Source organism: Bradyrhizobium sp. dw_411, from assembly GCF_018449695.1.
GTDB lineage: Bacteria > Pseudomonadota > Alphaproteobacteria > Rhizobiales > Xanthobacteraceae > Bradyrhizobium.
On the sequence record NZ_JAAVUY010000010.1, the window covers coordinates 239193 to 261307 of the forward strand.

The following is a 22115-nucleotide window of genomic DNA, read 5'->3' on the forward strand; positions in this document are numbered from 1 at the left end:
GCCAAAAGAGCCGCCCTAACGATAGACGCATATGGCGTCAGGGAAACGCAACATGGCATACGTAACGGCTACGAACGTCGCCGACGAATCGAAAATCACGTCCTATCAGTGGCTCTGTTTGTTTTCGGCCTTCGCGGGCTGGATGTTCGATTCGATGGATCTGAACCTGTTTACGCTCGTGCTGTTTCCGAGCGTAGCCAGCCTGACGAAACTCACCAATCCCGCCGAAATCGCCCGCTATGGCGGTTACATCATGGCCATCAAGCTATTGTGCTGGGGCCTCGGCGGCATCCTCTTTGGAGTCGTGGCCGATCGCATCGGGCGCTCCCGCACCATGGTAATCACCATCATCATCTATGCGGTCTTCACCGGCTTGAGCGGGCTGGCGCAGGACTGGATTCAACTGGCGGCGTTGCAGGCGATTGCCGGTTTCGGCATCGGGGGCGAATGGGCCGCGGGCGCATCATTGATCGCGGAGAGCTGGCCGGAAAAGCATAGAGCTCGCGCCATGCAAATCATGCAGATGGCGTTTGCGTTCGGCTTTTTCGCCGCGGCGCTCGACAACCTTCTTCTTGGCCCCATCAGTTGGCGCTGGGTGCTGGCGGCTGGCGCGCTGCCCGCCGTGTTGAGCCTTCTCATCAGGTTTTTCGTTCCCGAGCCGGAGCGTTGGGTTGCGGTCCGTAAACGCGATGGCGGCCAAACGACCGCCGCGCAGACGTTTGCCGCGATCTTCAAGCCGAATATGCGTCGCCGGACGATTGTCGGAGCGATCGTCGCATCTTCGGTCATGATCGGCTGCTGGGGCGGCCTCACTCTGCTGCCGAGCTGGATACAGCAACTCGTGCGCGCCAGCGGCGGCACCAACGGCGTATCGACGATCAGTTATGCCTTCATGCTGATGATGGTCGGGGCCGCCCTGGGCTACGCCAGTCTGATCTGGATCACAGACTGGCTCGGCCGGCGGGGCGCGTATTTTGTCTTCAATATCTGCTCGCTTGCTTCATCGCTCTATCTATTCTGGTTCGTCAAGGACCTTCCGACGCTGCTATGGTTCATGCTGATCTACGGGTATTTCGTGATCGGCGGTTTCGGGACCTTTGCCGTGTACTTGCCCGAACTTTTTCCGACCCGCATCAGGGCCACGGGTCAGGGATTTTGCTGGAACGCCGCACGCTGCGCCACTGCCATTGGACCGCTGATCGCGGGATGGCTGGTCGCGGAGTTCGGTTCGTTTCCTGCCGCTGCCGCGGCGGTGTCGTTCGCCTATGTGGTCGGCGCGGTGGTGATCTGGTTTGGGCCGGAAACACGCGGTGTTCCGCTGGAGGATTAATTTCGACGGCAGCTAGCGCCGTTGTCAGGTTCGCACAGCGCGCGCAACTTCGATGAAGTTGCGCACCAGCGCGGAAGGATTGTCGCGTCGATAGACCAGCGTGAGCGGCATCGGCGGGAGCGCGCCGCGAACCAGTTTGCGATAGACGACGCTTTCATGGTGCAGCGCGCGCATCGACTCAGGCACCAATGAAATGCCTTGTCCGGCCGCGACCAGGTTGATCGCGGTGATGATGCGCGGGACTTGTTCCGCCACGTGCGGCTCAAAACCAGATTGGCGCAGCGCGCTCATCAGCACTTCGAAGATTCCAAAACCGTCCGGGCGCCGGTAGAGCACGAGGCGTTCCTGCATCAGCACCGACAGCGCAACCGGTGCGGCTGAGCGGGCGAGTCGATGATCCCTCGGCAGCGCCGCGACGAAGGCTTCCTCATGCAAGACATGGCTCTCAAGCGCAGGCAGGCCTGAACTGATGACGCGGACGAACGCCATGTCGAGGCGCTTTTCATCGACGCCGGAAAGCAACTCGAACGTCTCGCGCTCTTCCACGTCGAAGGTGGCCAGCGGATAAGCCTGACGGAACGCACGGATCAGCTTGGGCGCCAGATGATGAAGCGATGCGGAGCTGGTGAATCCGCAGGCGACGTGGCCCTGTTCACCGCGATCAAAGCGCCGCACCCGCACGATCGCGGCGGCGGCGCTGTCGAGGGTATGGCGTGCATCTTCCAGGAATTGCTTGCCGGCGGCATTGAGAACAACGCGCTTGGCGACACGATCGAACAGCCGCACGCCGAGTTCGTCCTCCAGGCTGCGGATTTGCTGGCTCAGCGGCGGTTGTTCCATGTTGAGCCGCTGAGCGGCGCGCGTGACCGAGCCTTCCTCGGCGACCGCCACGAAATAGCGCAAATGCCTGAGCTCCACGGCGTTTTCTCCTGCACAATATATACTTATTAAATATCAACTTGATAGCAAAGATATATTTTACATACCTAGGGGCAAGGCCGATGTTGGGGCTGAATGGAGACGCACAACAGTCTCCGCGATGAGGAGTTCAGGGATCATGGCCACCCCCAAAATTGCAATCGTCGGCGCCGGCATGGGTGGCATGGCCGCCGCCGGCACGCTCCAGCAGGCGGGTATCGACGTCCAGGTTTACGAGCAGGCGCACCAGTTCGGCCGGATCGGCGCCGGCATCCAGATGCTGCCGAACTCGATGAAGGTGCTACGCGGCATCGGCGTCGAGGATACGCTGCGCGCGCATGCCTTTGCGCCGTACTCCCATCTCAATCGCGTTGGCGATACCGGTGAGGTCAAGCGCGAGTTGCCGATGCCGGAAGATCTCTACGGCGCGCCGTTCCTCTGCATGCATCGCGCTGACCTGCATGAGGCGCTGACCTCGATCGTGCCGAGCGATATCATTCACCTGAACAAGAAACTGGTCGGGCTCGAACAAAACGGCGGCCCGGTGACGCTGTCCTTTGCGGATGGAACGACGGCCAAGGCGGATGCCGTGATCGGCGCCGACGGCGTGCACTCCATCGTGCGCGATATCATCATCGGACCGGACAAGCCGATCCATCGCGGCCGCATCGCCTACCGTTCCGTGTTCAAGTCAAATCTGATGCCAAAGGAGATTTCGATCTCGCGCACCAAATGGTGGGGCGAGGATCGTCACATCGTGATCTACTACACCACCAAGGATCGCAGCGATCTTTACTTCGTCACCAGCGTGCCGGAGCCGGCGGATTGGGTGACCAAGGAATCATGGTCGGCGAAGGGCGACGTCAAGGAATTGCGCGCAGCCTATGCCGGCTTCCATCCCGAGGTTCGGATGGTGCTCGACGCCTGCCCGGATTGTCACAAATGGGCGATCCTCGAGCGCGAGCCGCTGCCGAACTGGAGCCAGGGCAGGGTCGTGTTGATCGGTGACGCCTGTCACCCGATGACACCTTATATGGCACAGGGTGCGGCGACCTCGATCGAAGACGCCGCGGTGCTGGCGCGCTGCCTGAAAGACGTGTCGATCGATGGAATCGAAAAGGCTTTCAAGCGCTTCGAGGCGCATCGCAAGCCGCGCACCTCCAAGATCCAGCAAATATCCAGCGCCAACACCTGGATGAGCGGCGGCAATGACGATCCAAGCTGGCTCTATGGCTACGATGCCTGGAACATTTCGCTCGATGAGCCCGCTCCTACGCCAGGCGCCACCCAGAAACCGGCTGCGGCGTGAGTGGATCAAATGACTTCCACCGCAGCAAACAGGTTGGCTTGCATGTGACGCGTATTGACCGATAGGGTTGGACCGAAAAAATAGAACAAGCGGGAGAAAACCTTTGTCAGTCGCCAACGCGGAGCCGCGGTCCGAGGCTCCCGCCATTTCCTCATCCGCGTCCGAGGATGCCGCCACTTCCCTGATCGTTCGTATGGAACAGGTGCCGACGTCGCGCTGGTTCGTTCGCGCCCGCGTCGTGATGGGCAGTGCGACATTCTTCGATGCGTTCAATGCGCTGTCGATCGCCTTCGTGCTGCCGATTCTGGTGCCGCTGTGGCATATTACGGCGCCGGAAATCGGATTCCTGATCGGCGCCAGCTATGTCGGTCAGATCATCGGCGCGCTGGCTTTCAGTTGGGCGGCCGAGCGTTACGGCCGCGTGCCCTGCGCCGCAGCAGCTACCGCGATCTACGCGATCATGAGTCTCGCCTGCGCCGGCGCCTGGAGTTTTGGCGTTCTGCTGGCTTTCCGATTCATTCAAGGCATCGGCGTCGGCGGCGAGATGCCGGTTGCGGCCGTGTATATCAGCGAACTGTCCAAGGCCCGCGGCCGTGGGCGTTTCTTCATGCTGTACGAGATGATCTTCCCGATCGGCCTGATGGTGACGGGCCAGGTCGGTGCGATCCTGGTGCCGCTATGGGGATGGCAGATCATGTTCCTGATCGGAGGCATTCCCGGATTGATCATCGCGGTCATGCTGTTGCGACTGCCGGAATCCCCGCGCTGGCTGATCGGCAAGGGCCGTCTGGCGGAAGCCGAAAAGGTCGTGAGGCGATTGGAGGCGGCCGCCACCGGCGCGGCGCCATCCGCCATACCGCCTGTTGTGACGATGCCGGCACAAGTCCCGGTTCCGCCGCGCTCGCGTGGCAGTTGGGGCGAGTTGCTGTCGCCAGCCTATCGCAGTCGTACGCTGGTCGTCTGGGTGCTGTGGGCTACGGCGTATCTGGTCGCCAACAGCCTCAACAACTGGCTGCCGACACTTTATACGACCGTCTATCACCTCGATCTGAAGCCGGCATTGCGTGCAGCTTCCATGACCAATGTCGCTCAGGTCGTGCTGGTGCTGGTGTGCGCGATAGTGATTGATCGCACCGGCCGCAAATACTGGATGATGGGTGCGTTCGGGCTTGGCGCCGTGTTGTTGAGCGTGCTGGCTTTCGGCGGGACGCAGGATGTGTCCTGGGTGATCGTCTTCAGCACACTCAGCTATGGACTGGTCGGCTCCATCGCCGCCGTGGTCTATCTCTATACGCCAGAGATTTATCCGACCCGGATGCGCGCGATCGGAACCGGGGTTGCGACCTCATGGCTGCGGGTCGCCTCGGCGATCGGGCCGACCCTGGTCGGCTTCATGCTTGCCAAAGGCGGCGTCGACTCGGTGTTCCTGATGTTCGCCGGTGTCGCCATATTGGGATTGGTGGCCGCGACCCAAATGATCGAGACGCGCAACCTCCGGCTTGAGGATATCGCGCGCTGACGGCAGGCGTTCGAGAAGGCCGCGACCGCGGCGCGCCGTCAGGGCTGATGCCGCCGGGTGATCGCAACCTGTGCGGCCTGCGCATAAAGGCTCGAGATCAAATCGAGCTGGATGCTGGTGGTCTCGGACTTTGCAGCCCAGCCGTCGAGCGCCTCGAGCATCGGCGGCAACGTCGCGGCCCGCAACGCGGCATAGGCTTCGGTGACGGAATAGCCGGTCGCGGTGGCGCGGTAGCGCGTCTCCTTGCGCGATGAACTGCCTTCGGTTTCGATCAGGCCCACGCGAACCAGCTTGCGCGTGGCGTATTGCAGATTGGGGACATCGACGCGGTTGAGCAATTGGCCGATCTCCGATAGCCGCTTCGGCTCATCGCCCATCCGGACCACATTGAGCACGGCGACGTCGTCGCCGGTGAGCGGCACGTCGCAGACAGCGGCGAGACACGCCGCTTTCCAGCGGTAATAGGCTTGCGCCAACCGCTCCAGTCCGAATTCGAAATCCGATAGACGCCGTTCCGTCTCGGTGCGCGCGAGATGCCAGGACCCCGGCCGTTCGACGACGGCAGGTTGGGCTTTCGGCTTCGCGGTTCTGTTCGCCGTCCTGCCGGTTTTCTTCGGCGCAATATTGGTAGCTCTCTTCAAAACAGTCTCCCGATGTCGCGTGCGCTCAAGGCGTAGGCAACCCATGCTCAATCTATGCTATTTACAATTGGGAATCTTACATTAAAAATTCAATTAAGAAAGCACGATGAAGTGGCAGCACGAAATCGTAGTGGCTCCGCGCAAAGGCGAGCATTTGGAGGGGTAATACAGTGGCAGGACAATGGATTGATATTGCGGCTGCCGATGGCGGCACATTCAAGGGATATCTCGCCGTCCCGGCATCGGGGTCGGGCCCCGGCATTCTGCTGCTGCAGGAGATTTTCGGCGTTAATTCCTCGATGCGGGAAACCGCTGATCATTATGCTGAAGAAGGCTACGTGGTGCTGGCGCCGGATCTGTTCTGGCGCATGGAGCCCGGCGTCGACCTCGGCTACACCGAAGCCGATTTCAACAAGGCGTTCGGTTATTTTCAACGTTTCGACGCCAATCAGTCGATCAAGGATTCCGCCGATGCACTGAAGGTGTTGCGCGCGCGTCCGGAATGCGTCGGCAAGGTCGGCGCGCTCGGCTTCTGCCTGGGCGGCAAGCTGGCTTATCTCGTCGCGGCGCGCACCGATGTCGATTGTGCCGTCAGTTATTACGGCGTCGGCATCGAGGCTGACATCGGCGAAGCGTCTAAGGTCAAGTGCCCGATGGTGTTTCATTTCGCCGAGCTCGACAAATACGCGCCGGCGGAAGCCCGCGAGCAAATCAAGGCGGCCTTCGCTGAGCGACCCGACGTCGAATTGTATCTGTATCCCGGCTGCGACCACGCCTTCGCAGCCCCCGAGCGCACAAGCTTCAACAAGCCTGCGAGCCTGATGGCGCATTCGCGCTCGATCGCGCTGTTCCGCAAGGTCATGGGCCCGCATTATGATCTTTCCGCGCTGTGGGATCGTCATACCGAGCTGGAATTCGGCGAGCGCAATGCGGAAAAGACCATGACAACGATGGTCGCCGAGCCCTACGTTAATCACATTCCGACCATGACCGGCGGCGTCGGCTACCGCGATCTGCTGCGTTTCTACGCGAACCATTTCATTCCGAAGACGCCGCAGGACACCAAGCTGATCCCGATCTCGCGCACGATTGGCGCGGACCGTATCGTCGACGAGATGCTGTTCAGTTTCACCCACGATATCGAGATCGACTGGATGCTGCCCGGCGTGGCGCCGACAGGGAAATATGTCGAGGTACCGCTGATCGCCATTGTCCGGTTCCGCGGCGACAAGCTGTATAACGAGCACATCTATTGGGATCAGGCCTCGGTGCTGGTGCAGATCGGGCTTCTCGATCCGGCTGGGCTCCCCGTAGCCGGGGTGGCGCAGGCGAAGAAGCTCGTCGACGAGACGCTGCCTTCGAACACGCTGATGGCTCGATGGGCCGAGAGCGCTAAATAATTTGCCTTCAATCGACGGCGCCCGTCCCGGGCGCCGTTTCGTTCTGTGGAGTAGATTGTCATGAATTCTTCCACGATTTCTCGCCGTGCGGTTTTGCAACTGGCTGGCGCCGCCGCGTTACCTCTCTCCAGCGTTCTGGCGGGGTCGGCGCAAGCCGCCGCACCGGGCACGCTGACGATTGCTTACAATGTCAATCTGCCGTCGTTCGATCCGACCATTGGATTGTCTGCGGTCAATCCGACGATCCAGTCGATCTATCAGGCGATCTTCGATCCCTATATCGGTCAGGCGCCTGATTTGTCGTTCAAGCCTGGCCTGCTGACGAAATGGGGCTGGAACGCCGACCGCACCAAGGTGACGATGGAAGTGCGCAAGGGCGCGACCTGGCATGACGGTTCGCCGGTGACGCCTGAAGACGTGGTCTGGTCGCTGACCCGCGCCGCCGATGCCAAGAGCGGCAACCCGATCCAGTTCGTCTGGTCCAAGGTCAACAACTACAAGATCGACGGCAACACCATCACCGGCGATGTAGTGGAGTTCGAGCCGACCTTGTTCAAATGGATGGCTTTCCTCACTGGCTACATTCTGCCCAAGGCTTACTTCGAGAAAGTCGGCGCTGAAGGTTTCGAGAAGGCGCCGATCGGCTCCGGCCCGTACAAGGTTGACGCGTTCGAGCGCAACGCGTTTCTGCGGCTCAAGGCACATCCCGGCTATTGGGGCCCCAAGCCCGCCTTCGACACCGTGGTGTTCAAATTCGTCACCGATCCCACCAGCCGCGTCGCCGAAATCGAATCCGGCGGATCGGACGTCACGTTCGAAATTCCCTACGAGGAATTCGACCGCCTGAAATCGAAATCGGGCCTCGCCGGGCAGACCAAGCCGGTGTCCGATATCGCGATGATCTTCATCACCGACATCGCCCCGATGCTCGATCGCAATGTGCGTCTCGCGGCCAATCATGCGATCGACAAGAAGGCGATCGTTGACCGGCTTCTGAAAGGTTACGGCGTTCCGATCTCGACGCTGGAAGCGCCGGGCTATGCCGCCTTCGATCCCTCGATCAAAGTGTCCTACGATCCTGATCTGGCCAAGAGCCTGCTGGCCAAGAGCGGATACTCGCCCGAAAAGCCGGTCAAGTTCACCATCCAGACCACGCGCGGCTTCAAGCCAAAGGATTACGAGATGATCCAGGCGATCGTCGGGATGTGGCGCAAGGTCGGCATCGAGGCCACCATCGAGGTCTACGAGATCGCGCAGCATTTCGAACTGCGCGGGCGCCATGCGCTGGCGCCGGCCGCGTTCTACAATTGGGGCAATGCGATCGGCGATCCCTCCACGTCAACTGGATTTGCGATGTTCGGCCCGTCACCGCATTGCGCCTGGAAGGGCAAGGATCTGATCGAGCGGATCGGCCCCTTGTGGGGAGAAAAGGACGAGGCCAAGCGGATCGCCGGCTATAAAGCGGTCGATAAATACATCGCCGAAGAAGGCGAGGTGATTCCGCTGTTCCAGTATGTTCAGCCGATCATCCACAAGAAGGGGATCAAGGTCGTGGCCCAGGCCAACGGCATGATCCTTCCGCAGTTGATCACGCCTGCTTAAGGCGCAAGGCAAGGCGAGACGCTTATGAGATGGGGCGAGATCATCAGACGACTCGTCCTCATTCCGCCCACGCTGTTTGGCGTGTGCATCATTGTGTTCGTCCTGCTGCGCGTGGTTCCCGGCGATCCCATCGCCATGATGATTCCGCCCGGAGCCTCAGCCGCCGACATCGACCGGCTGAGGGCGTTTTACGGGCTCGATCAATCGATCCCGCAGCAATTCATCACCTGGTTCGGCCAGGCGCTGTCGGGCAATTTCGGCCGCTCGATCAGTCTCCATCAAAGCGTCTTCGAACTGGTGCTGGCGCGATTGCCGGCAACGCTTGAACTGTCGGCGATGGCGACGCTGATCGCCGTCGGGTTGGGGACCGTGGTTGCCTTCACGGGTGTCTATGTACGGGGGCGCGGCGCCGAATGGGCGATCGATGGCGGTATCGGTGTGTTTCTCGCGATTCCCGATTTTCTATGGGCGCTGATCCTACTGCTGCTGTTCGGCGTGTTGATTCCGCTATTGCCGATTACCGGCCGGATCGATCCGCAACTCGATGTCACCTTCCATACCAATTTCTATCTCATCGAAAGCCTGCTGACCGGCCGGCTCGATGTCGCCTCGGCGCTGTTGCAACATATGATCCTCCCCGCCGTCGCGCTGGCGCTGCCATTTGCAGCGCTCGTGGCGCGAATTCTCAAGGCCTCGCTGTCGGAAGCCGAAGATCAGGACTATGCACAGATCGCCCGGGCGCGGGGCTTTTCGCGGCCAGCCATTCTGCTGCGCGAGGTGTTTCCCAACGCGCTGATTCCGACGGTGGCGCTGGGTGGGGTTCAGATCACCTTGCTGCTCGGCGGCACGGTGCTGGTGGAGCGCATCTTCTCCTATGAGGGGATCGGTAACATGGCGATCGATGCGGTGATCAATCGCGATTTTCCGCTGATCCAGGGATTGATTCTGACTTTTGCCATCCTGTTCATCGCCCTCAATCTTGCCGTCGATTTGCTGGTGACCTTGCTGGATCCGAGGTTGCGCCATGGTTGATCTCGCGGTCAGTGGTCCGATCGCGCGGCCTTCGCAGTGGAGGGCCGGTTTTGCGCGCGGCGGGCCGCGGCTATGGATCGGTGTGGGTCTGGTGGGCTTCTTTGTCCTGATCGCGCTGTTGGCGCCGCTGCTCGCGCCGCACGATCCGATTGAACAGGATTTGTTGTCGGCGCAATTGCCGCCGGCCTGGATGCAGGGCGGCGAAGTTACATTTCCGCTCGGTACCGATAGTCTTGGCCGCTGCGTGCTGTCGCGGCTGATGTATGCGGCGCGGACTGCGATTGCGGTGGCGCTGATCGCAGCGTCGCTCGCGGCGATCATCGGAATCGCATTCGGCCTGATTGCCGGCATGTTCGGTGGCTGGATCGACCAGGTGGTCTCGCGCCTGATCGATGTCTGGATGGCTTTTCCGCCGGTGTTGCTGTCGATCGTGCTGGCCGCGGTGATCGGCGCCGGGTTGACTTCGGTAATCGCTGCCATTGTGGTGGTCGACTGGACGCGGTTCGCGCGCGTGGTGCGCGCCGAGACCATGGTGCAGTTGCAGCGCGATTACGCGTCGGCAGCGCGCGCCCTCGGTCTGAGCCGCGGCCAGATCCTGCGGCTGGAAATCCTGCCTAATCTCGTTCCCCTGATTGTCACGTTGTTCGCGGTCGAGATGGGAATTGCGATTCTGGTCGAGGTGATATTGTCGTTTGTCGGAATCTCCGTTGCAGGAGACGTCGCGACCTGGGGCGGAATGATCGTCGAGGGACGCCAGGTCATCTATCAGGCGCCATGGATCATGGCGTTTCCGATCGGCTGTGTCATTCTCAGCGTGATCGGTTTCAATCTTCTCGGCGACGGCCTGCGCGCCGCGCTCGACCCGGTGCAACGCCGATGACCGCCGTTCTCGCCGTTCAGGATTTGCATGTCGCGATCGGACCTCGCGGCAAGGCGGCCAATGTGCTGCGCGGCGCGAGCCTGGAAGTTCAAGCCGGTGAAGTCAGGGGACTGGTCGGCGAATCCGGCGCCGGCAAGTCGATGCTCGGGCGCGCCGTACTGGGCTTGCTGCCGGCGAATGCGGTCGTTCAGAGCGGTACGATCCAGTTCGAGGGCCGCGATCTCCTCGCGATGCCGGAGCCGGAGCGGAGAAGCCTGCTGGGCCGTCGTATTGCGCTGATCCCGCAGGATCCGATGACGTCGCTCAATCCGGTCAAGCGCGTCGGCGCGCAGATATCGATCATGCTGCGGCATCATTTGGCGCTGTCGAAACGCGAGGCGCTGGAGCGCGCAACGGAACTGTTGACCGAAGTTGCGATCCGCGAACCACGGCGCGTTCTCGATCTCTATCCGCATGAAATCTCCGGCGGGATGCGCCAGCGCGTGTTGATCGCGATGGCGTTTGCCTGCGATCCGAGCCTGGTGATCGCGGATGAGCCGACTACCGCCTTGGATGTTACCGTGCAGCGTCAGGTGCTGCAATTGGTCGAGCGTCTCAGGCAGCGCCACGGTGCGGCGATCCTGTTCGTGACGCATGACCTCGGCGTGGTCGCCAAGATCTGCCGGACCATGACCGTGCTGCATGCCGGCCGCGTGCTTGAAGACGGTGAGACCGCCGACGTGTTGGTCAAGCCGCGCCATCCCTATACGCGGGCGCTGCTGGCGGCGACGCCGCGCGCCGACCGGCCGGCCGAAGCGCTGCGTCCGGTGCCGCCGGCTCTGATTGAAAGCCTGTGGTCGGAGGCGCACCGGCTGGACAGGCTTGCCGTTGCGGGGCCGGCATGAGCGAAATCCTGCTGCGAACCGGTCAGTTGACCTTTGCCTACCCGGAGCGCGCGTCGTCGCTGTTCGGGCGGCCGGCGATGCGCGAGGTGGTGAAGCGGGTCGATCTTGCGATCCCGCGCGGTTCAGTACTCGGCCTCGTCGGCGAGTCCGGTTCGGGCAAGACCACGCTCGGCCGATTGCTGGTGCGGCTGCTGCAGCCGACGTCCGGCGGCATCCAGTTCGACGGCATTGAGATCGGCAACCTCAGCGAAGAAAAGTTGCGGCCGTTGCGCGCGCGCATCCAGATGATCTTCCAGGACCCGCAATCATCGCTCAATCCGCGGCTGCGATTGGGCGTCACGTTGACGCGTCCACTCCAGGTCTACGGACGTTTGAAGGGACGACAGGATCGGCGTGATCGCGCGGCGGCGTTGCTCGATCTGGTCGGCCTGCCGAAAGGCTTCGTCGATCGCTATCCGCATGAATTGTCAGGCGGCCAGCGCCAACGTGCCGGGATTGCCCGCGCTCTGGCGCTGGAGCCGGACTTTATTGTCGCCGACGAGATCGTTTCCGGTCTCGATGTTTCGACGCAGGCGCATATCCTGCTGCTGCTGCGGGAATTGCGCGCCCGGCTCGGCCTCACCATGGTGTTCATCAGCCACGATCTGTCAGTCGTCCGCGTGTTGTGCGACGATGTTGCGATCCTGCAGCACGGCGAGCTGGTCGAATACGGGCCGGTCGCCCGGATATTCAACTCGCCGCAGCATCCCTACACGCGTCAACTGCTCTCTGCCATCCCGTTACCCGACGTCGAGCCGGGCTGGCTGGACGATGCCAGCCCGATCGTCCCCTCCCACCAGCAAGGATCAGCCGCATGACCAAGACCATCAAGGGTTCTGTCGTTCTCATCACCGGGGCCAGCGGCGCGATTGCGCAGGCGCTCATCGCCGAGCTCAAGGCACGGGGCGCCGCCAAGATCTACGCCGGCGCGCGGGACATTTCGGGGCTCACCGCGTCCGGCGATCTGGTGCCGCTCAAGATGGATGTGAACAACGACGATGACGTCAAGAAAGCCGCGGCCGCGGCGCCCGACGTCACGCTACTGATCAACAATGCCGGCATCAATCACAACACCAGCTTCTTGACCGCCCCCGATCTGACGATTGCCAGCAAGGAGATCGAGGCCAATTATATCGCGCCGCTTCGTGTGACGCGGGCCTTCGCGCCGGCGCTGATCGCTCACAAGGGCTCTGTGCTCAACATTTTGACGATTCTGGCGCGGGTGAACCTGCCGTTCATGGGATCGTATTGCGCGTCCAAGGCGGCGGCGCTCAGCCTGACGCAAGGATTGCGTGGCGAGCTGGCGCCGCAGGGCGTTCATGTTGTCGGCGCGCTGCCGGGTGCGGTCGATACCAGGATGACCGCGGGTTTGCCGATTCCGAAAATGACGACGGCCGAAGCCGCCACCGAGATCCTCGACGGTTTCGAGTCCGGCGAGGAAGACATCTATGTCGGCGAAATGGCGCGCGGCATTGCCCAGGGCCTCGCGCACGATCCAAAGGCCGTCGAACGTCAACTGGCGTCGCCGGGCTAGCCCGGCCGGTGAATACTGATTCCGCTACGCATCAAGACAGAACGCAAAGGAGGACATCATGAAGACATCCGGATTTCTGGCTGCCGCACTTGCTACCCTCGTCATCGGCACGTCGCCGCAGCTTGCGTCAGCAGACTCGATCCCGGGTCTGCGCGGTCACGACCACACCGGTATCACCGTGCCGGACATCAAGGCGGCCACCGCTTTCTTCACCGATGTGATCGGTTGTTCCAATGCGATGTCGTTCGGGCCGTTCTCGGATGACAAGGGGACATTCATGCAGGATGTCGTCAACGTCCATCCGCGAGCCGTCATCGATCAGATCACCATGCTTCGCTGCGGCAACGGTTCCAATATCGAGCTGTTTCAGTATCAGGCCCCCGACCAGGCCAAGACGCTACCAAAGAACAGCGACATCGGTGGACACCATATCGCCCTTTACGTCGATGATATCGACAAGGCAGCAGCGTACCTGAAAGCCAAGAATGTCATGACGATGCAGGGGCCGATCCCGATCAAGGAGGGGCCTGCGGCGGGGCAGTCTATCCTGTACTTCTCGACGCCATGGGGGCTGCAGATGGAGTTGATCAGCTACCCGCAGGGCATGGCCTACGAGAAGGATGCCAAATCGGTGCTGTGGTCGACGCGGGAACCCGCGAAATAAATTCGCTTCGAAACGCCGATAAACAGGACTAATGACGCGCTGGCGGGTTTCGCCGGCGCGTTTTGCTGAACGAGATCGATAAATTTCGCGTGTTCCACAGCTTCTGTGGCGTTCTGCGACACTTATTCCGAACGACGTGCGCTAAAAAGGCCGATACAATCAGAGTCCATGCAATAGCCAGGCCTGACCTTCATGAGCGCATCCGAACGCACGTCCCCGATCGATCCCGTTAAACTCGACCGTCTCGCCGAAGTCGCCATCAAGGTTGGATTGCGGCTTGAGCCCGGACAGGATCTGCTGGTGACTGCGCCGACTGTCGCGTTGCCTTTGGTGCGAAGGGTCGCCGAGCATGCCTACAAGGCCGGTGCGGGCCTCGTCACTCCCATCATGTCCGATGAAGCGGTTACGCTGGCGCGCTACCGGTTCGGGCGAGACGAAGGCTTCGACCGCGCGGCCAGCTGGCTCTATGAGGGAATGTCGAAAGCCTTCGCCGGCAACTGCGCGCGGCTCGCGATCGTCGCCGACAACCCGATGCTGTTGTCCGCCGAGGATCCGGCCCGGGTCGCGCGCGCCAGCAAAGCCAATTCAATCGCCTACAAGCCGGCGCTGGAACGCATCGTCAATTTCGACATCAACTGGAATATCATCGCCTATCCGTCTCCGTCCTGGGCCAAACTGGTATTTCCGGACGACGAAGAGGATGTCGCCGTTGCGAAATTGGCGGACGCGATCTTCGCGGCCTCACGGGTCGACAATGACGATTCGGTCGCGGCATGGAACAAGCACAATGCGGTGCTGCGCGAACGGACCGAATGGCTGAATGGACAGCGGTTCGACGCGCTGCATTACACCGGACCCGGCACCGACCTTACGATCGGGCTGGCCCATGGTCATGAATGGCAAGGCGGCGGCTCCACGGCCAAAAACGGCATCACCTGCAACGCAAACATTCCGACCGAAGAAGTGTTCACCACGCCGCATGCGCGGCGGGTCAGCGGGCATGTCATCAGCTCGAAGCCGCTATCCTACCAAGGCTCCCTGATCGACAACATTGCAGTGCGCTTCGAAGAGGGGCGCATCGTCGAGGCCAAAGCTTCCCGCGGCGAAGAAGTTCTCAACAAGGTGCTCGATACCGACGAGGGCGCGCGCCGCCTCGGCGAAGTGGCGCTGGTGCCGCATTCCTCGCCGATCTCGAAAAGCGGGCTGTTGTTCTTCAACACGTTGTTTGACGAAAACGCCGCCTGTCATATCGCGCTTGGCCAATGCTATTCCAAATGCTTCGTCAATGGCACCAGCCTCTCGCCGGAGCAGATCGCAGCGCAAGGCGGCAACAAGAGCCTGATCCATATCGACTGGATGATCGGCTCGGACCAGACCGATATCGATGGCCTTTATGCCGATGGCCGCCGTGTGCCGGTGTTCCGTAAGGGCGAGTGGGCCTGACAAATTTGCGGCGTGACGGTCTCAACTGCCGCGCAACGAATTGCTCACAAGATCAAACCCGGACAGGGATACCTGGTTCAATTCCTCGGCGATGAAGTCGCGCTGGCGCAATCCAGGGTTCAATCGAAGCGCGCATGGGGTGCGTGCTTCAGAAAGTCGCAGTTTGATTGGCTTTTCGCGGGTTCGTTCACGCTTTTTGAAGTGATCGCCGTAAGGAAAGCTTAAAAGATTGTTATTAGCTTGGCGCCGCGCAGCTACAGGCTTTCGCGCGTAAGCCGATTTTTGAATATTTTCTTTGAGGTCCGTGATGCCCCGCTCCATGATCGAAACTACCAATCTCGTCGTCAACCTGACGCCGCGACCGATCGAGCCGTCCTGGATCATCGAAGGCAATCCCGTTGCGCAATCTTGTGTGCTCTCGAAAAGCGCGGACGGGCTGGCTTCCACCATGGTCTGGGAATGTACCGAGGGGAAGTTCAACTGGTATTATGATTTCGACGAGACGATCCTCATTCTCGAAGGCTCGATCGTTCTTGAAAACGATGCGATGAAGCCAACGCGCTACAGCGCCGGCGATGTCGTCTTCTTCAGGGACGGCGCGCATGCCAGATGGCATGTCGAGGGGCGCGTCCGGAAGCTCGCGTTTTGCCGTACCACCCAGCCGATGATTTTCGGCTTCGCGCTGCGGGTGTTCAACAAGCTCAAGCGAATCCTGCTGCCAAAGCAGGAGACGGCGAGCCTGATGGGTTCGGGCTAGTTCAGCCAAGCAGAGCGTTTTCGAGCGAAGTGGATACCGGTTCGCGTGAAGAAAGCGCGTCAAACAAAACACTCTAGCCGGTAAAAATCCGCGGCGGTCTTCGAGAACAAGGCGGTCTTCTCGGTCTCGCTGCAGTTCGCGGCGATACGCTTGAAGGCGTTGAAGATCACCTGATAGCTGCACTGGCCTTTGTCCGGCGGAAAATTGCTTTCGAACATGCAGCGCCCGGGGCCGAAGGCCTCGATGCAGGTCTCGATATAGGGACGCCACGCCGCGGCCAGTTCCTCCGACGAAGGCGGCATCGGACGCTGGTGAAAATCATAGCCGAGCAGGCACATCGCCAGCCCGCCGAGTTTCACGACCACGTTTGGGCATTTCGCGGTTTCCCGGATCGACGCCTTCCACACCGGAAATGTCTCCTCGCGCCGGCCGGCATAATGGCCGAGGCCGATCGGGCCGCCGCAATGATCGAGCACGATCCTGGTGTCCGGAAAGGCGCGGGCCAGATCGGTGAACTCGCCGATCTGTGGATGAAACAGCCAGGCATCGAAGCTCAGGCCAAGCGGCGCGAGGCAGGCAAAGCCCTTGCGGAAATTGGAATCGAGCAGCAACCCTTTCGGCCGGTTGGCATACATGCCCGCGACATTGGCGTCGGCATCCCAGGCCGACGAATGCCGGATGCCGCGGAAGCGGCCCTGGCCCGCGGAAATTTCAGCCTCTAAGACCGCACGGGCGCCTTCGCCGAGCAGCAGATTGACGTGTCCAACGATGCCAGCGCAGATCGCTGCGGGGCCATAATTGCCGCTTGCGCTCATCGCGGCGGCGCCGTTGGCAAATTCAACCTCACCGACCGGGCGGAACGCTTCGAGTCCAGCGGCGCGATACATCGAGCGCGCCTCGACATAGACGGTCGCGACGATGTTATGACCGGAGGCGATGTCGCCGGTGATTTCCTCGATCAGGTACCGTTGCTCGTCGCGGTCCCACAGATGGTGATGCGGATCGACGATCGGGCGGTTGGGATCGATAATCTCTTCCCGGCGCAAGGCGAGCCAGTCCGGGCGCGGATCGGCATACATTCCGCTCCTCGATAGGCCGATGCTGCCGGTGGCCATGGATCGTCACTCCCCCGTTTTAATTTTTATTGAGGGCGTTCGAAGCAGGCTTCAAACGCCCTGTAGAATAATCACAGTCGGTGTGCCCGGCAGTGAACCCCTTGAAATCGTCAGGGTTCGCTCGGTCCGCTCATCGATGGCGAATTGCTGGCCGATCCGGCGCATGAACTCGTCGAGCGGCGTCATGAAGCGATGCATCGGCAGCACAATGGAGGCGCGCAGCCGCCGCGTGATATCGGAGACGCCGTCCAGCGACATCGTATAGGCGCCGTCGATCGGGACCATCACGATGTCGAGCCGGCCGATGGCGGCGAAATGGCTCTCGTCGAGCTTGTGGTGCAGGTGGCCGAGATGGCCGATGCAGAGGCCGGCGACCTCGAAGATGAAGATCGAATTACCGTCCTTGATCATTTCGGAATTGGAATCATCGCCGAAATATTTACGGATGTCGGTGGTCACATTGCGGATCAGCACATCGCCGATGCGTTCGGAGATCTGCGCGGGCGTGCCGTCATCGTTCCAGCCGTGAAAGACATGTTTAATGCCGGGATCGGGAAACAGCGTGTAATGCGTGCTGTGCGCACGGTTCATGGTGACGACGTCGGGCAGGCGGCCGGTCCTGTAGACACCGTTATAATCGGTCGCGATCCGCACGCCGCCGGGGGTATCGATGTAATAGGTCGAATGCCCGGCATAGGTGATGGCGACTTCGTCCGCCTTGGCGGCGGCCAGACGAAGGCTGACCGGCGTAGCGCGGGGCTGCGTCTGCGACATCGCCAGGCATTCGCTGCTGCGCGGCATATTTTGCGCGATCGCCGGTGCGATCGACAGGCCCAGCAATCCGAACACGGCAGTCAAGTATCGCAGCATGACAGAACCGCTCCCGGTGACGCCCCGACAAGACACTGTACTGCCGAATTTCGCGTCCGTCATGATAGCGATGCTGCATATCGGCGTTGTGCGCTGAGAGCAGAAGAGGCCGCGTTTGAAATGGCGCCGCGCGGTATCTACGCGAGTAGCCGCGAAGCCCCGCCTTGGGCTTCCATCAGTTTTACGGCTTTTTTATCGAAAGAGACGAAAGTGTCTGCACCCAGCCAGCTTCCTTCATACGCGATAACGCCGTCGGCGAAATCGCCGCCCGCGTCCAGCACGGTCAGCCCGGCTTCTGCAGCCGGCCGATTCACGACGGCGTTCGCACCATTTATGAGGCGCCGGATAGCTTCCGCGATTTCGGCCGGAGGAATCTTGTAGCCCTGCGAAAGTACCCAGACCAACTCGCAGAGTGCGGGTATTGGGATTGCTACCAATTCCGCTTTTTTCAGTGCTGTTTGGGCAACTCTGCTTTGGTGTTCGTGATCTTCAGTAACGGCCCGAACCAGTACGTTGGTATCAGCCGTGATCCTCATCGTTTGCCAGCCCAGCCCCGAGCCGCGATTTCGTTCATTTCCTCAATCGACAGGGGCCGTGCGTTTTTCTTCTTCAGAAAACCGAAAGCATCCGAAATTTTACCCGTCGGTCGAGCCGCCTTCACCTCGATCCGCCCATCGGGAAGCTTGTCCACGGTAATTTTCTCACCCGGATTAATGCCCAGATGTTTCAGGAGATCTTTGCGCAGGGTGACTTGACCTTTGGCAGTTACGGTAAGCGTGCTCATCCGGCGACCTCATTCCTCAAACATCAAAGTAAGGTAAAATGACATTACAATCAAGAGTGTCGGAGTAGAATGCCTAACTTTACAGGCTCGCCGATCACTCCCGCCTGGGGCTGATCTTCCAGGTCAGGGCGACGATGGTGGCGGTCAACAGGCCGCTGACGAGCGCGGCGAGGGGGATCGACAGTACCAGCGCCCCGGTCGCGGCCCATCCGATCGAGGAAAAGGCTTCCGCGAAAGTGGCCAGCCGTGACGAGGTCTGGCGGCGGCGAAACTGGCTGCGCTTGGCCTGGACGCGAAACCAGAGCTGGATCGCGGTCGCCGATGCCGCAGCAATAATGACGCCCGCCGCTGTGACAGCGGCCTGTTGCGGTGAGGCAAACATCAGCGCGATGATAAGTGGTGCGAACAGCACGCTGATGGCGATCAGCACGACTTCGATCTTGGCGCGGATAACGCGCGAGGGCGGCAGTGGGGCGGTAGCTACCAGATCGGGGGCGTCTTCGCCCGAGATCGTCAGCCAGGCCAGACCGCCAGCGAGTTGGCCCGCCGCCATCACGATCACGGGTGTGATCAGCACAATCGCAGCGGAGCTGTCGGCGAAGCTTCGCCACAGCATCAAGGCGGGCGGCACGAGATACAGCAGTTGCATCAGGCTTTGCGATACCAGCCAGGGATCGCGCCGGAGCAGCACGAATTCCTTGCGCCGCAGCGCCTGTTGCCGCGAGCCGGCACGGAAGGCTCTTGCGCTCTTGCCTTGACGAGAAGGAGCGGCACTTGCCGACACGCTGATCGCGGTGTCGGCAAACCGGGGCGAGAACACCGCCATCACGACACCGAGCAGCACGAGACTGCCCGCAAGCAGAAGCAACAATGCCTCGCCATCGCCGAGCACGGCATGCGCCGGCCACCAGACGATACTGTCGGCATCAGGTGCAAAGGCCGCGGCGGTGTCCGACGTCAGGACCGCGAACCGCGACAGCGTACCGTAGGACAGGATCGCGGCGATCTGCAGCGCGATCACGAATCCGGCGCCGATAATCGCGGCGATGATTTGCGCGACCAGCCGGGTCCGGCGCGGGCCGATCGAGCGAAACAGCATGATCGTAACCGTGATCGCAACCGCCGCGGCGCTGAGGCCAATGGCGATCACGACGCCGTAGGCGGCGAACCATCGGACGCCGCCGCTGATCACAAGGACGTCGACAAAGGGTGTCGACAACAACAGCGCCATCGCGGTGACCGCTAACGCGATTGCGGCGATGCGCACCGAAAACACATTGGCCAGCGCGACCGGCGACGACATGATCAGGTCGAGATCGGCGCGAGCGTAAAATACCCGTGTTACGGATTCGATCGCCTGCGACAGCATCAGGGCCCATGCCAGGAAAATGGTCGCGGTGACGACAATAAGACTCGATTTGTCGAGCGGGGCCTGAAGGTCCGCAAAGCGGCCGATCACGGCATAGGCCGGCAGGTGCAGGAAGGCGGCGAGGACAATCAAACCGATAATCGCCGCGCGATTGCGTCCGCGCCGGCCGGCCGTCATGATCGCGAGCCATTCGCGCCATGCCAGCCGGATTTCGTGCCGGGCAAACCAGGTCAGCGCACTTGTCGTCATGCTGCGGCGGCCTCGGTATCAACCAGCGCGATAAACATGTCTTCAAGGCTGGTGTCGTTTTTGCCGTTCTGCTGGCGCAGCTCGGTGAGCGTGCCTTCGGCGACCAGCCGTCCTGACGCGATGACACCGATGCGGTCGGCCATGCGTTCGGCCACCTCCAGAATATGCGTCGTCATGATCACGGTACAGCCGGCGCGCACGCGCTCGCCCAATAATCCCTTGACGTGACGCGCGGACACGGCGTCGAGGCCGGTGAGGGGTTCATCAAGGATAATCAGGCGGGGGTTGTGTACCAGAGCTCCCGCGAGCGCGACTTTCTGGCGCATGCCTTTGGAGAATCCCTCGCAGCGCTCGTGCAGATGCGGTTCCAGGCCCAGCGACGCCAATAGCTCGCGCGCGGAGGGTTCGGAAACCGCGGGATCGATGCCCCACAGGCCGGCGACGAATTCGAGATATTCGAGCGGATTGAGCTTGTCGTAGATCATCGGCTCGTCTGAAACCCAGGCCATGATCTGCTTGGCCGCGACGGGATCTTTGAGCGCATCGATGCCGAGTACCGAGACCGAGCCGGCATCGGGCCGCAACAATCCGGCCACCATACGCAAGGTCGTGGTCTTGCCGGCGCCGTTTGGCCCGAGCAGGGCGTAGAATTCGCCGATGCGGATGGTAAGATCGAGCGCATCGACCGCGAGGCGATCAAAACGCTTTGTTAACCCTCGCACCTGGAGGGCGGATTCATCTGAATTCATGATGTCGGGACGATCCAGGTTGCAACCGTTGCGAACCATGGACCCAAGATATTTCGGCACGGTGAATCGAGGGCAGCAAATCCCGCCAAATGGGCGCAGGCTGTCGAGAGCCTCCTCACGCGTGCGTGAGTTACTTCTGCAGTACCTGTTGCCAGACGTCGCCAAGAATCGCCGGTTCACGGGGCGGCAGATAGGTGAGGCCGGCCGCCTGACCGAATTGGGCGATGGTTCCGGCGGCCTGCAAGTCGGTCAGCGCCTTGTTGACCGCAACGAGAAGATCAGGGTCGCTGGCAAGGCTGACATAGCCGCGATTGGCGCCGATCGGGTAAAAATATCCGGAGCCTATGAGTTTTGCGTCCGGATGGGTGGCGCGATAAGCGTCGAGCCGGCGCAAGTCGAGCAGCGTGGCGTCGAGATCGCCGCGATCGAGTGTGCCGAGCAGGTCATCCCGTCCGGGAACCAGATGGGTGATGTTGTCGATCAGCCGCCCGTTGTCGAACCTCATCAGGATTGCGTCGGCCAGGGTTCCGCTTTCGATGCCGATGCGGAGTCCGGCGAGATCCCCGACGCCGGTAATATGGCGGTCGCGCGCCTTGGGGCCAAGCGCGATCGTCAAAGGCGAATAGATATAGGCCTGGCTCGGTGTGAGCACGCCGAGCGGCACGCGACGCCGGCGGTCGTCGCGCGTGGCGCCCTCGAAGTCGGGTGGCTTCGCAGTCTTGACGCCGGGAACGACGAGCGAATCCTTTGTCAGCGCATAGCCGCCGACGAGTGAGCAGCGGCCATCCGAGAGCAGGGCATTGGCTTCGAGGGCTGGACTCGAATCTTCGTCGAGCTTGCTTTCGAACCACTGGATCTTGAGCGATCGGCCGAGCCGCTCTGCGATCGCCTCTGCCAGCGCAACGTCGAAACCGCGATCCGGCGCACCCCGATGATGCACCGAGAACGGCGGCAGATCTCCGTCGAGGCAGATATTCAAAACATTTTCGGCGCGAGCCGCCGTCGTTGCAGCAAATGCCATCAGCAG

23 protein-coding genes are annotated in these 22115 nt (G+C 61.3%); 13 read left to right on the plus strand and 10 right to left on the minus strand.

Translation table 11 applies throughout. From position 1 onward, the window contains the following. The first annotated feature begins 52 nt into the window (after nt 1-52). Nucleotides 53-1330, plus strand: a complete 1278-nt coding sequence (locus tag HB676_RS19150; RefSeq protein WP_213739459.1) for an MFS transporter — start codon at nt 53-55, stop codon at nt 1328-1330. A 24-nt stretch (nt 1331-1354) separates the two neighbouring features. Here the strand turns inward: HB676_RS19150 and HB676_RS19155 are convergent, their stop codons facing one another. Next, nucleotides 1355-2248, minus strand: coding sequence for a LysR substrate-binding domain-containing protein (locus tag HB676_RS19155; protein ID WP_213739461.1), 894 nt, complete (start codon nt 2246-2248; stop codon nt 1355-1357). A 139-nt stretch (nt 2249-2387) separates the two neighbouring features. Between HB676_RS19155 and HB676_RS19160 the strand changes: the two genes are divergently transcribed. Together HB676_RS19160 and HB676_RS19165 are read left to right on the plus strand one after the other, a co-directional pair. Next, the gene (locus HB676_RS19160; RefSeq protein ID WP_213739462.1) at nt 2388-3557 is read left to right on the plus strand and encodes an FAD-dependent monooxygenase; all 1170 of its coding nucleotides are present in this window, start codon (nt 2388-2390) and stop codon (nt 3555-3557) included. Between the two features lie 103 nt (nt 3558-3660). Then, a complete protein-coding gene (locus HB676_RS19165; RefSeq protein WP_249780330.1) occupies nt 3661-5076 on the plus strand; it encodes an MFS transporter in 1416 nt (471 codons plus the stop codon). 38 nt (nt 5077-5114) lie between these two features. On the opposite strand, the gene HB676_RS19170 is transcribed toward HB676_RS19165, so the two are convergent. Next, nucleotides 5115-5717 carry a winged helix DNA-binding protein gene (locus HB676_RS19170; protein WP_249780331.1) on the minus strand — a complete coding sequence of 201 codons (603 nt, stop codon included), beginning with the start codon at nt 5715-5717 and terminating at the stop codon, nt 5115-5117. A 170-nt stretch (nt 5718-5887) separates the two neighbouring features. Between HB676_RS19170 and HB676_RS19175 the strand changes: the two genes are divergently transcribed. The 9 genes from HB676_RS19175 (at nt 5888) to HB676_RS19215 (ending at nt 15195) form a co-directional block, all read left to right on the plus strand. After that, nucleotides 5888-7117 (plus strand): dienelactone hydrolase family protein, encoded by a 1230-nt coding sequence (locus HB676_RS19175; RefSeq protein WP_213739466.1) that lies wholly within the window; start codon nt 5888-5890, stop codon nt 7115-7117. A 60-nt stretch (nt 7118-7177) separates the two neighbouring features. After that, on the plus strand, nt 7178-8719 hold the full coding sequence (locus HB676_RS19180; protein ID WP_213739468.1) for an ABC transporter substrate-binding protein: 1542 nt from the start codon (nt 7178-7180) through the stop codon (nt 8717-8719). A gap of 24 nt (nt 8720-8743) precedes the next feature. Beyond that, on the plus strand, nt 8744-9751 hold the full coding sequence (locus HB676_RS19185; RefSeq protein ID WP_213739470.1) for an ABC transporter permease: 1008 nt from the start codon (nt 8744-8746) through the stop codon (nt 9749-9751). Further along, nucleotides 9744-10631: an ABC transporter permease gene (locus HB676_RS19190; RefSeq protein ID WP_213739472.1), complete on the plus strand. Its 888-nt coding sequence runs from the start codon at nt 9744-9746 to the stop codon at nt 10629-10631. Before HB676_RS19185 ends, HB676_RS19190 begins: the two co-directional genes overlap by 8 nt. After that, the gene (locus HB676_RS19195) at nt 10628-11515 is read left to right on the plus strand and encodes an ABC transporter ATP-binding protein (RefSeq protein WP_213739474.1); all 888 of its coding nucleotides are present in this window, start codon (nt 10628-10630) and stop codon (nt 11513-11515) included. Before HB676_RS19190 ends, HB676_RS19195 begins: the two co-directional genes overlap by 4 nt. Beyond that, a complete protein-coding gene (locus HB676_RS19200; RefSeq protein ID WP_213739476.1) occupies nt 11512-12372 on the plus strand; it encodes an ATP-binding cassette domain-containing protein in 861 nt (286 codons plus the stop codon). The genes HB676_RS19195 and HB676_RS19200 overlap by 4 nt, the downstream gene beginning before the upstream one ends. Next, nucleotides 12369-13088, plus strand: coding sequence for an SDR family oxidoreductase (locus tag HB676_RS19205; protein WP_213739477.1), 720 nt, complete (start codon nt 12369-12371; stop codon nt 13086-13088). The genes HB676_RS19200 and HB676_RS19205 overlap by 4 nt, the downstream gene beginning before the upstream one ends. Nucleotides 13089-13146: 58 nt before the next feature. Further along, nucleotides 13147-13752: a VOC family protein gene (locus HB676_RS19210; protein ID WP_213739478.1), complete on the plus strand. Its 606-nt coding sequence runs from the start codon at nt 13147-13149 to the stop codon at nt 13750-13752. Nucleotides 13753-13944: 192 nt separating this feature from the next. Further along, the gene (locus HB676_RS19215) at nt 13945-15195 is read left to right on the plus strand and encodes an aminopeptidase (protein ID WP_213739479.1); all 1251 of its coding nucleotides are present in this window, start codon (nt 13945-13947) and stop codon (nt 15193-15195) included. 21 nt (nt 15196-15216) lie between these two features. On the opposite strand, the gene HB676_RS19220 is transcribed toward HB676_RS19215, so the two are convergent. Next, the gene (locus HB676_RS19220) at nt 15217-15516 is read right to left on the minus strand and encodes a hypothetical protein (protein ID WP_213739480.1); all 300 of its coding nucleotides are present in this window, start codon (nt 15514-15516) and stop codon (nt 15217-15219) included. Here HB676_RS19220 and HB676_RS19225 point away from each other — a divergent pair. Continuing rightward, nucleotides 15503-15952, plus strand: coding sequence for a cupin domain-containing protein (locus HB676_RS19225; protein WP_213739481.1), 450 nt, complete (start codon nt 15503-15505; stop codon nt 15950-15952). The two genes, HB676_RS19220 and HB676_RS19225, sit on opposite strands and share 14 nt — an antisense overlap. Nucleotides 15953-16011: 59 nt before the next feature. Here HB676_RS19225 and HB676_RS19230 read toward each other — a convergent pair whose 3' ends face one another. From HB676_RS19230 to HB676_RS19260, 7 genes are all read right to left on the minus strand, one after another. After that, a complete protein-coding gene (locus HB676_RS19230) occupies nt 16012-17067 on the minus strand; it encodes an amidohydrolase family protein (RefSeq protein WP_213739482.1) in 1056 nt (351 codons plus the stop codon). Between the two features lie 51 nt (nt 17068-17118). Further along, nucleotides 17119-17937 carry an MBL fold metallo-hydrolase gene (locus tag HB676_RS19235; protein ID WP_213739483.1) on the minus strand — a complete coding sequence of 273 codons (819 nt, stop codon included), beginning with the start codon at nt 17935-17937 and terminating at the stop codon, nt 17119-17121. Between the two features lie 137 nt (nt 17938-18074). Next, the gene (locus tag HB676_RS19240; RefSeq protein WP_213739484.1) at nt 18075-18473 is read right to left on the minus strand and encodes a type II toxin-antitoxin system VapC family toxin; all 399 of its coding nucleotides are present in this window, start codon (nt 18471-18473) and stop codon (nt 18075-18077) included. Beyond that, entirely contained in the window at nt 18470-18721 is a 252-nt protein-coding gene (locus tag HB676_RS19245) for an AbrB/MazE/SpoVT family DNA-binding domain-containing protein (protein WP_213739486.1), read from the minus strand. Before HB676_RS19245 ends, HB676_RS19240 begins: the two co-directional genes overlap by 4 nt. A 94-nt stretch (nt 18722-18815) precedes the next feature. Next, nucleotides 18816-20339 carry a permease gene (locus HB676_RS19250; RefSeq protein ID WP_213739488.1) on the minus strand — a complete coding sequence of 508 codons (1524 nt, stop codon included), beginning with the start codon at nt 20337-20339 and terminating at the stop codon, nt 18816-18818. After that, nucleotides 20336-21088: an ABC transporter ATP-binding protein gene (locus tag HB676_RS19255; RefSeq protein ID WP_213739489.1), complete on the minus strand. Its 753-nt coding sequence runs from the start codon at nt 21086-21088 to the stop codon at nt 20336-20338. The genes HB676_RS19250 and HB676_RS19255 overlap by 4 nt, the downstream gene beginning before the upstream one ends. 130 nt (nt 21089-21218) lie before the next feature. Continuing rightward, nucleotides 21219-22109 (minus strand): transporter substrate-binding domain-containing protein, encoded by an 891-nt coding sequence (locus tag HB676_RS19260; RefSeq protein WP_249780332.1) that lies wholly within the window; start codon nt 22107-22109, stop codon nt 21219-21221. Between the last annotated feature and the right edge of the window lie 6 nt (nt 22110-22115).

Bases quoted from the DNA above. Each gene is read 5' to 3' on its own strand.
- HB676_RS19150 (WP_213739459.1), top strand. From the start codon at position 53: ATGGCATACGTAACGGCTACGAACGTCGCCGACGAATCGAAAATCACG.
- HB676_RS19160 (WP_213739462.1), top strand. From the start codon at position 2,388: ATGGCCACCCCCAAAATTGCAATCGTCGGCGCCGGCATGGGTGGCATG.
- HB676_RS19180 (WP_213739468.1), top strand. From the start codon at position 7,178: ATGAATTCTTCCACGATTTCTCGCCGTGCGGTTTTGCAACTGGCTGGC.
- HB676_RS19185 (WP_213739470.1), top strand. From the start codon at position 8,744: ATGAGATGGGGCGAGATCATCAGACGACTCGTCCTCATTCCGCCCACG.
- HB676_RS19190 (WP_213739472.1), top strand. From the start codon at position 9,744: ATGGTTGATCTCGCGGTCAGTGGTCCGATCGCGCGGCCTTCGCAGTGG.
- HB676_RS19195 (WP_213739474.1), top strand. From the start codon at position 10,628: ATGACCGCCGTTCTCGCCGTTCAGGATTTGCATGTCGCGATCGGACCT.
- HB676_RS19200 (WP_213739476.1), top strand. From the start codon at position 11,512: ATGAGCGAAATCCTGCTGCGAACCGGTCAGTTGACCTTTGCCTACCCG.
- HB676_RS19205 (WP_213739477.1), top strand. From the start codon at position 12,369: ATGACCAAGACCATCAAGGGTTCTGTCGTTCTCATCACCGGGGCCAGC.
- HB676_RS19210 (WP_213739478.1), top strand. From the start codon at position 13,147: ATGAAGACATCCGGATTTCTGGCTGCCGCACTTGCTACCCTCGTCATC.
- HB676_RS19215 (WP_213739479.1), top strand. From the start codon at position 13,945: ATGAGCGCATCCGAACGCACGTCCCCGATCGATCCCGTTAAACTCGAC.
- HB676_RS19225 (WP_213739481.1), top strand. From the start codon at position 15,503: ATGCCCCGCTCCATGATCGAAACTACCAATCTCGTCGTCAACCTGACG.
- HB676_RS19220 (WP_213739480.1), bottom strand. From the start codon at position 15,516: ATGGAGCGGGGCATCACGGACCTCAAAGAAAATATTCAAAAATCGGCT.
- HB676_RS19230 (WP_213739482.1), bottom strand. From the start codon at position 17,067: ATGGCCACCGGCAGCATCGGCCTATCGAGGAGCGGAATGTATGCCGAT.
- HB676_RS19235 (WP_213739483.1), bottom strand. From the start codon at position 17,937: ATGCTGCGATACTTGACTGCCGTGTTCGGATTGCTGGGCCTGTCGATC.
- HB676_RS19240 (WP_213739484.1), bottom strand. From the start codon at position 18,473: ATGAGGATCACGGCTGATACCAACGTACTGGTTCGGGCCGTTACTGAA.
- HB676_RS19245 (WP_213739486.1), bottom strand. From the start codon at position 18,721: ATGAGCACGCTTACCGTAACTGCCAAAGGTCAAGTCACCCTGCGCAAA.
- HB676_RS19250 (WP_213739488.1), bottom strand. From the start codon at position 20,339: ATGACGACAAGTGCGCTGACCTGGTTTGCCCGGCACGAAATCCGGCTG.
- HB676_RS19255 (WP_213739489.1), bottom strand. From the start codon at position 21,088: ATGAATTCAGATGAATCCGCCCTCCAGGTGCGAGGGTTAACAAAGCGT.
- HB676_RS19260 (WP_249780332.1), bottom strand. From the start codon at position 22,109: ATGGCATTTGCTGCAACGACGGCGGCTCGCGCCGAAAATGTTTTGAAT.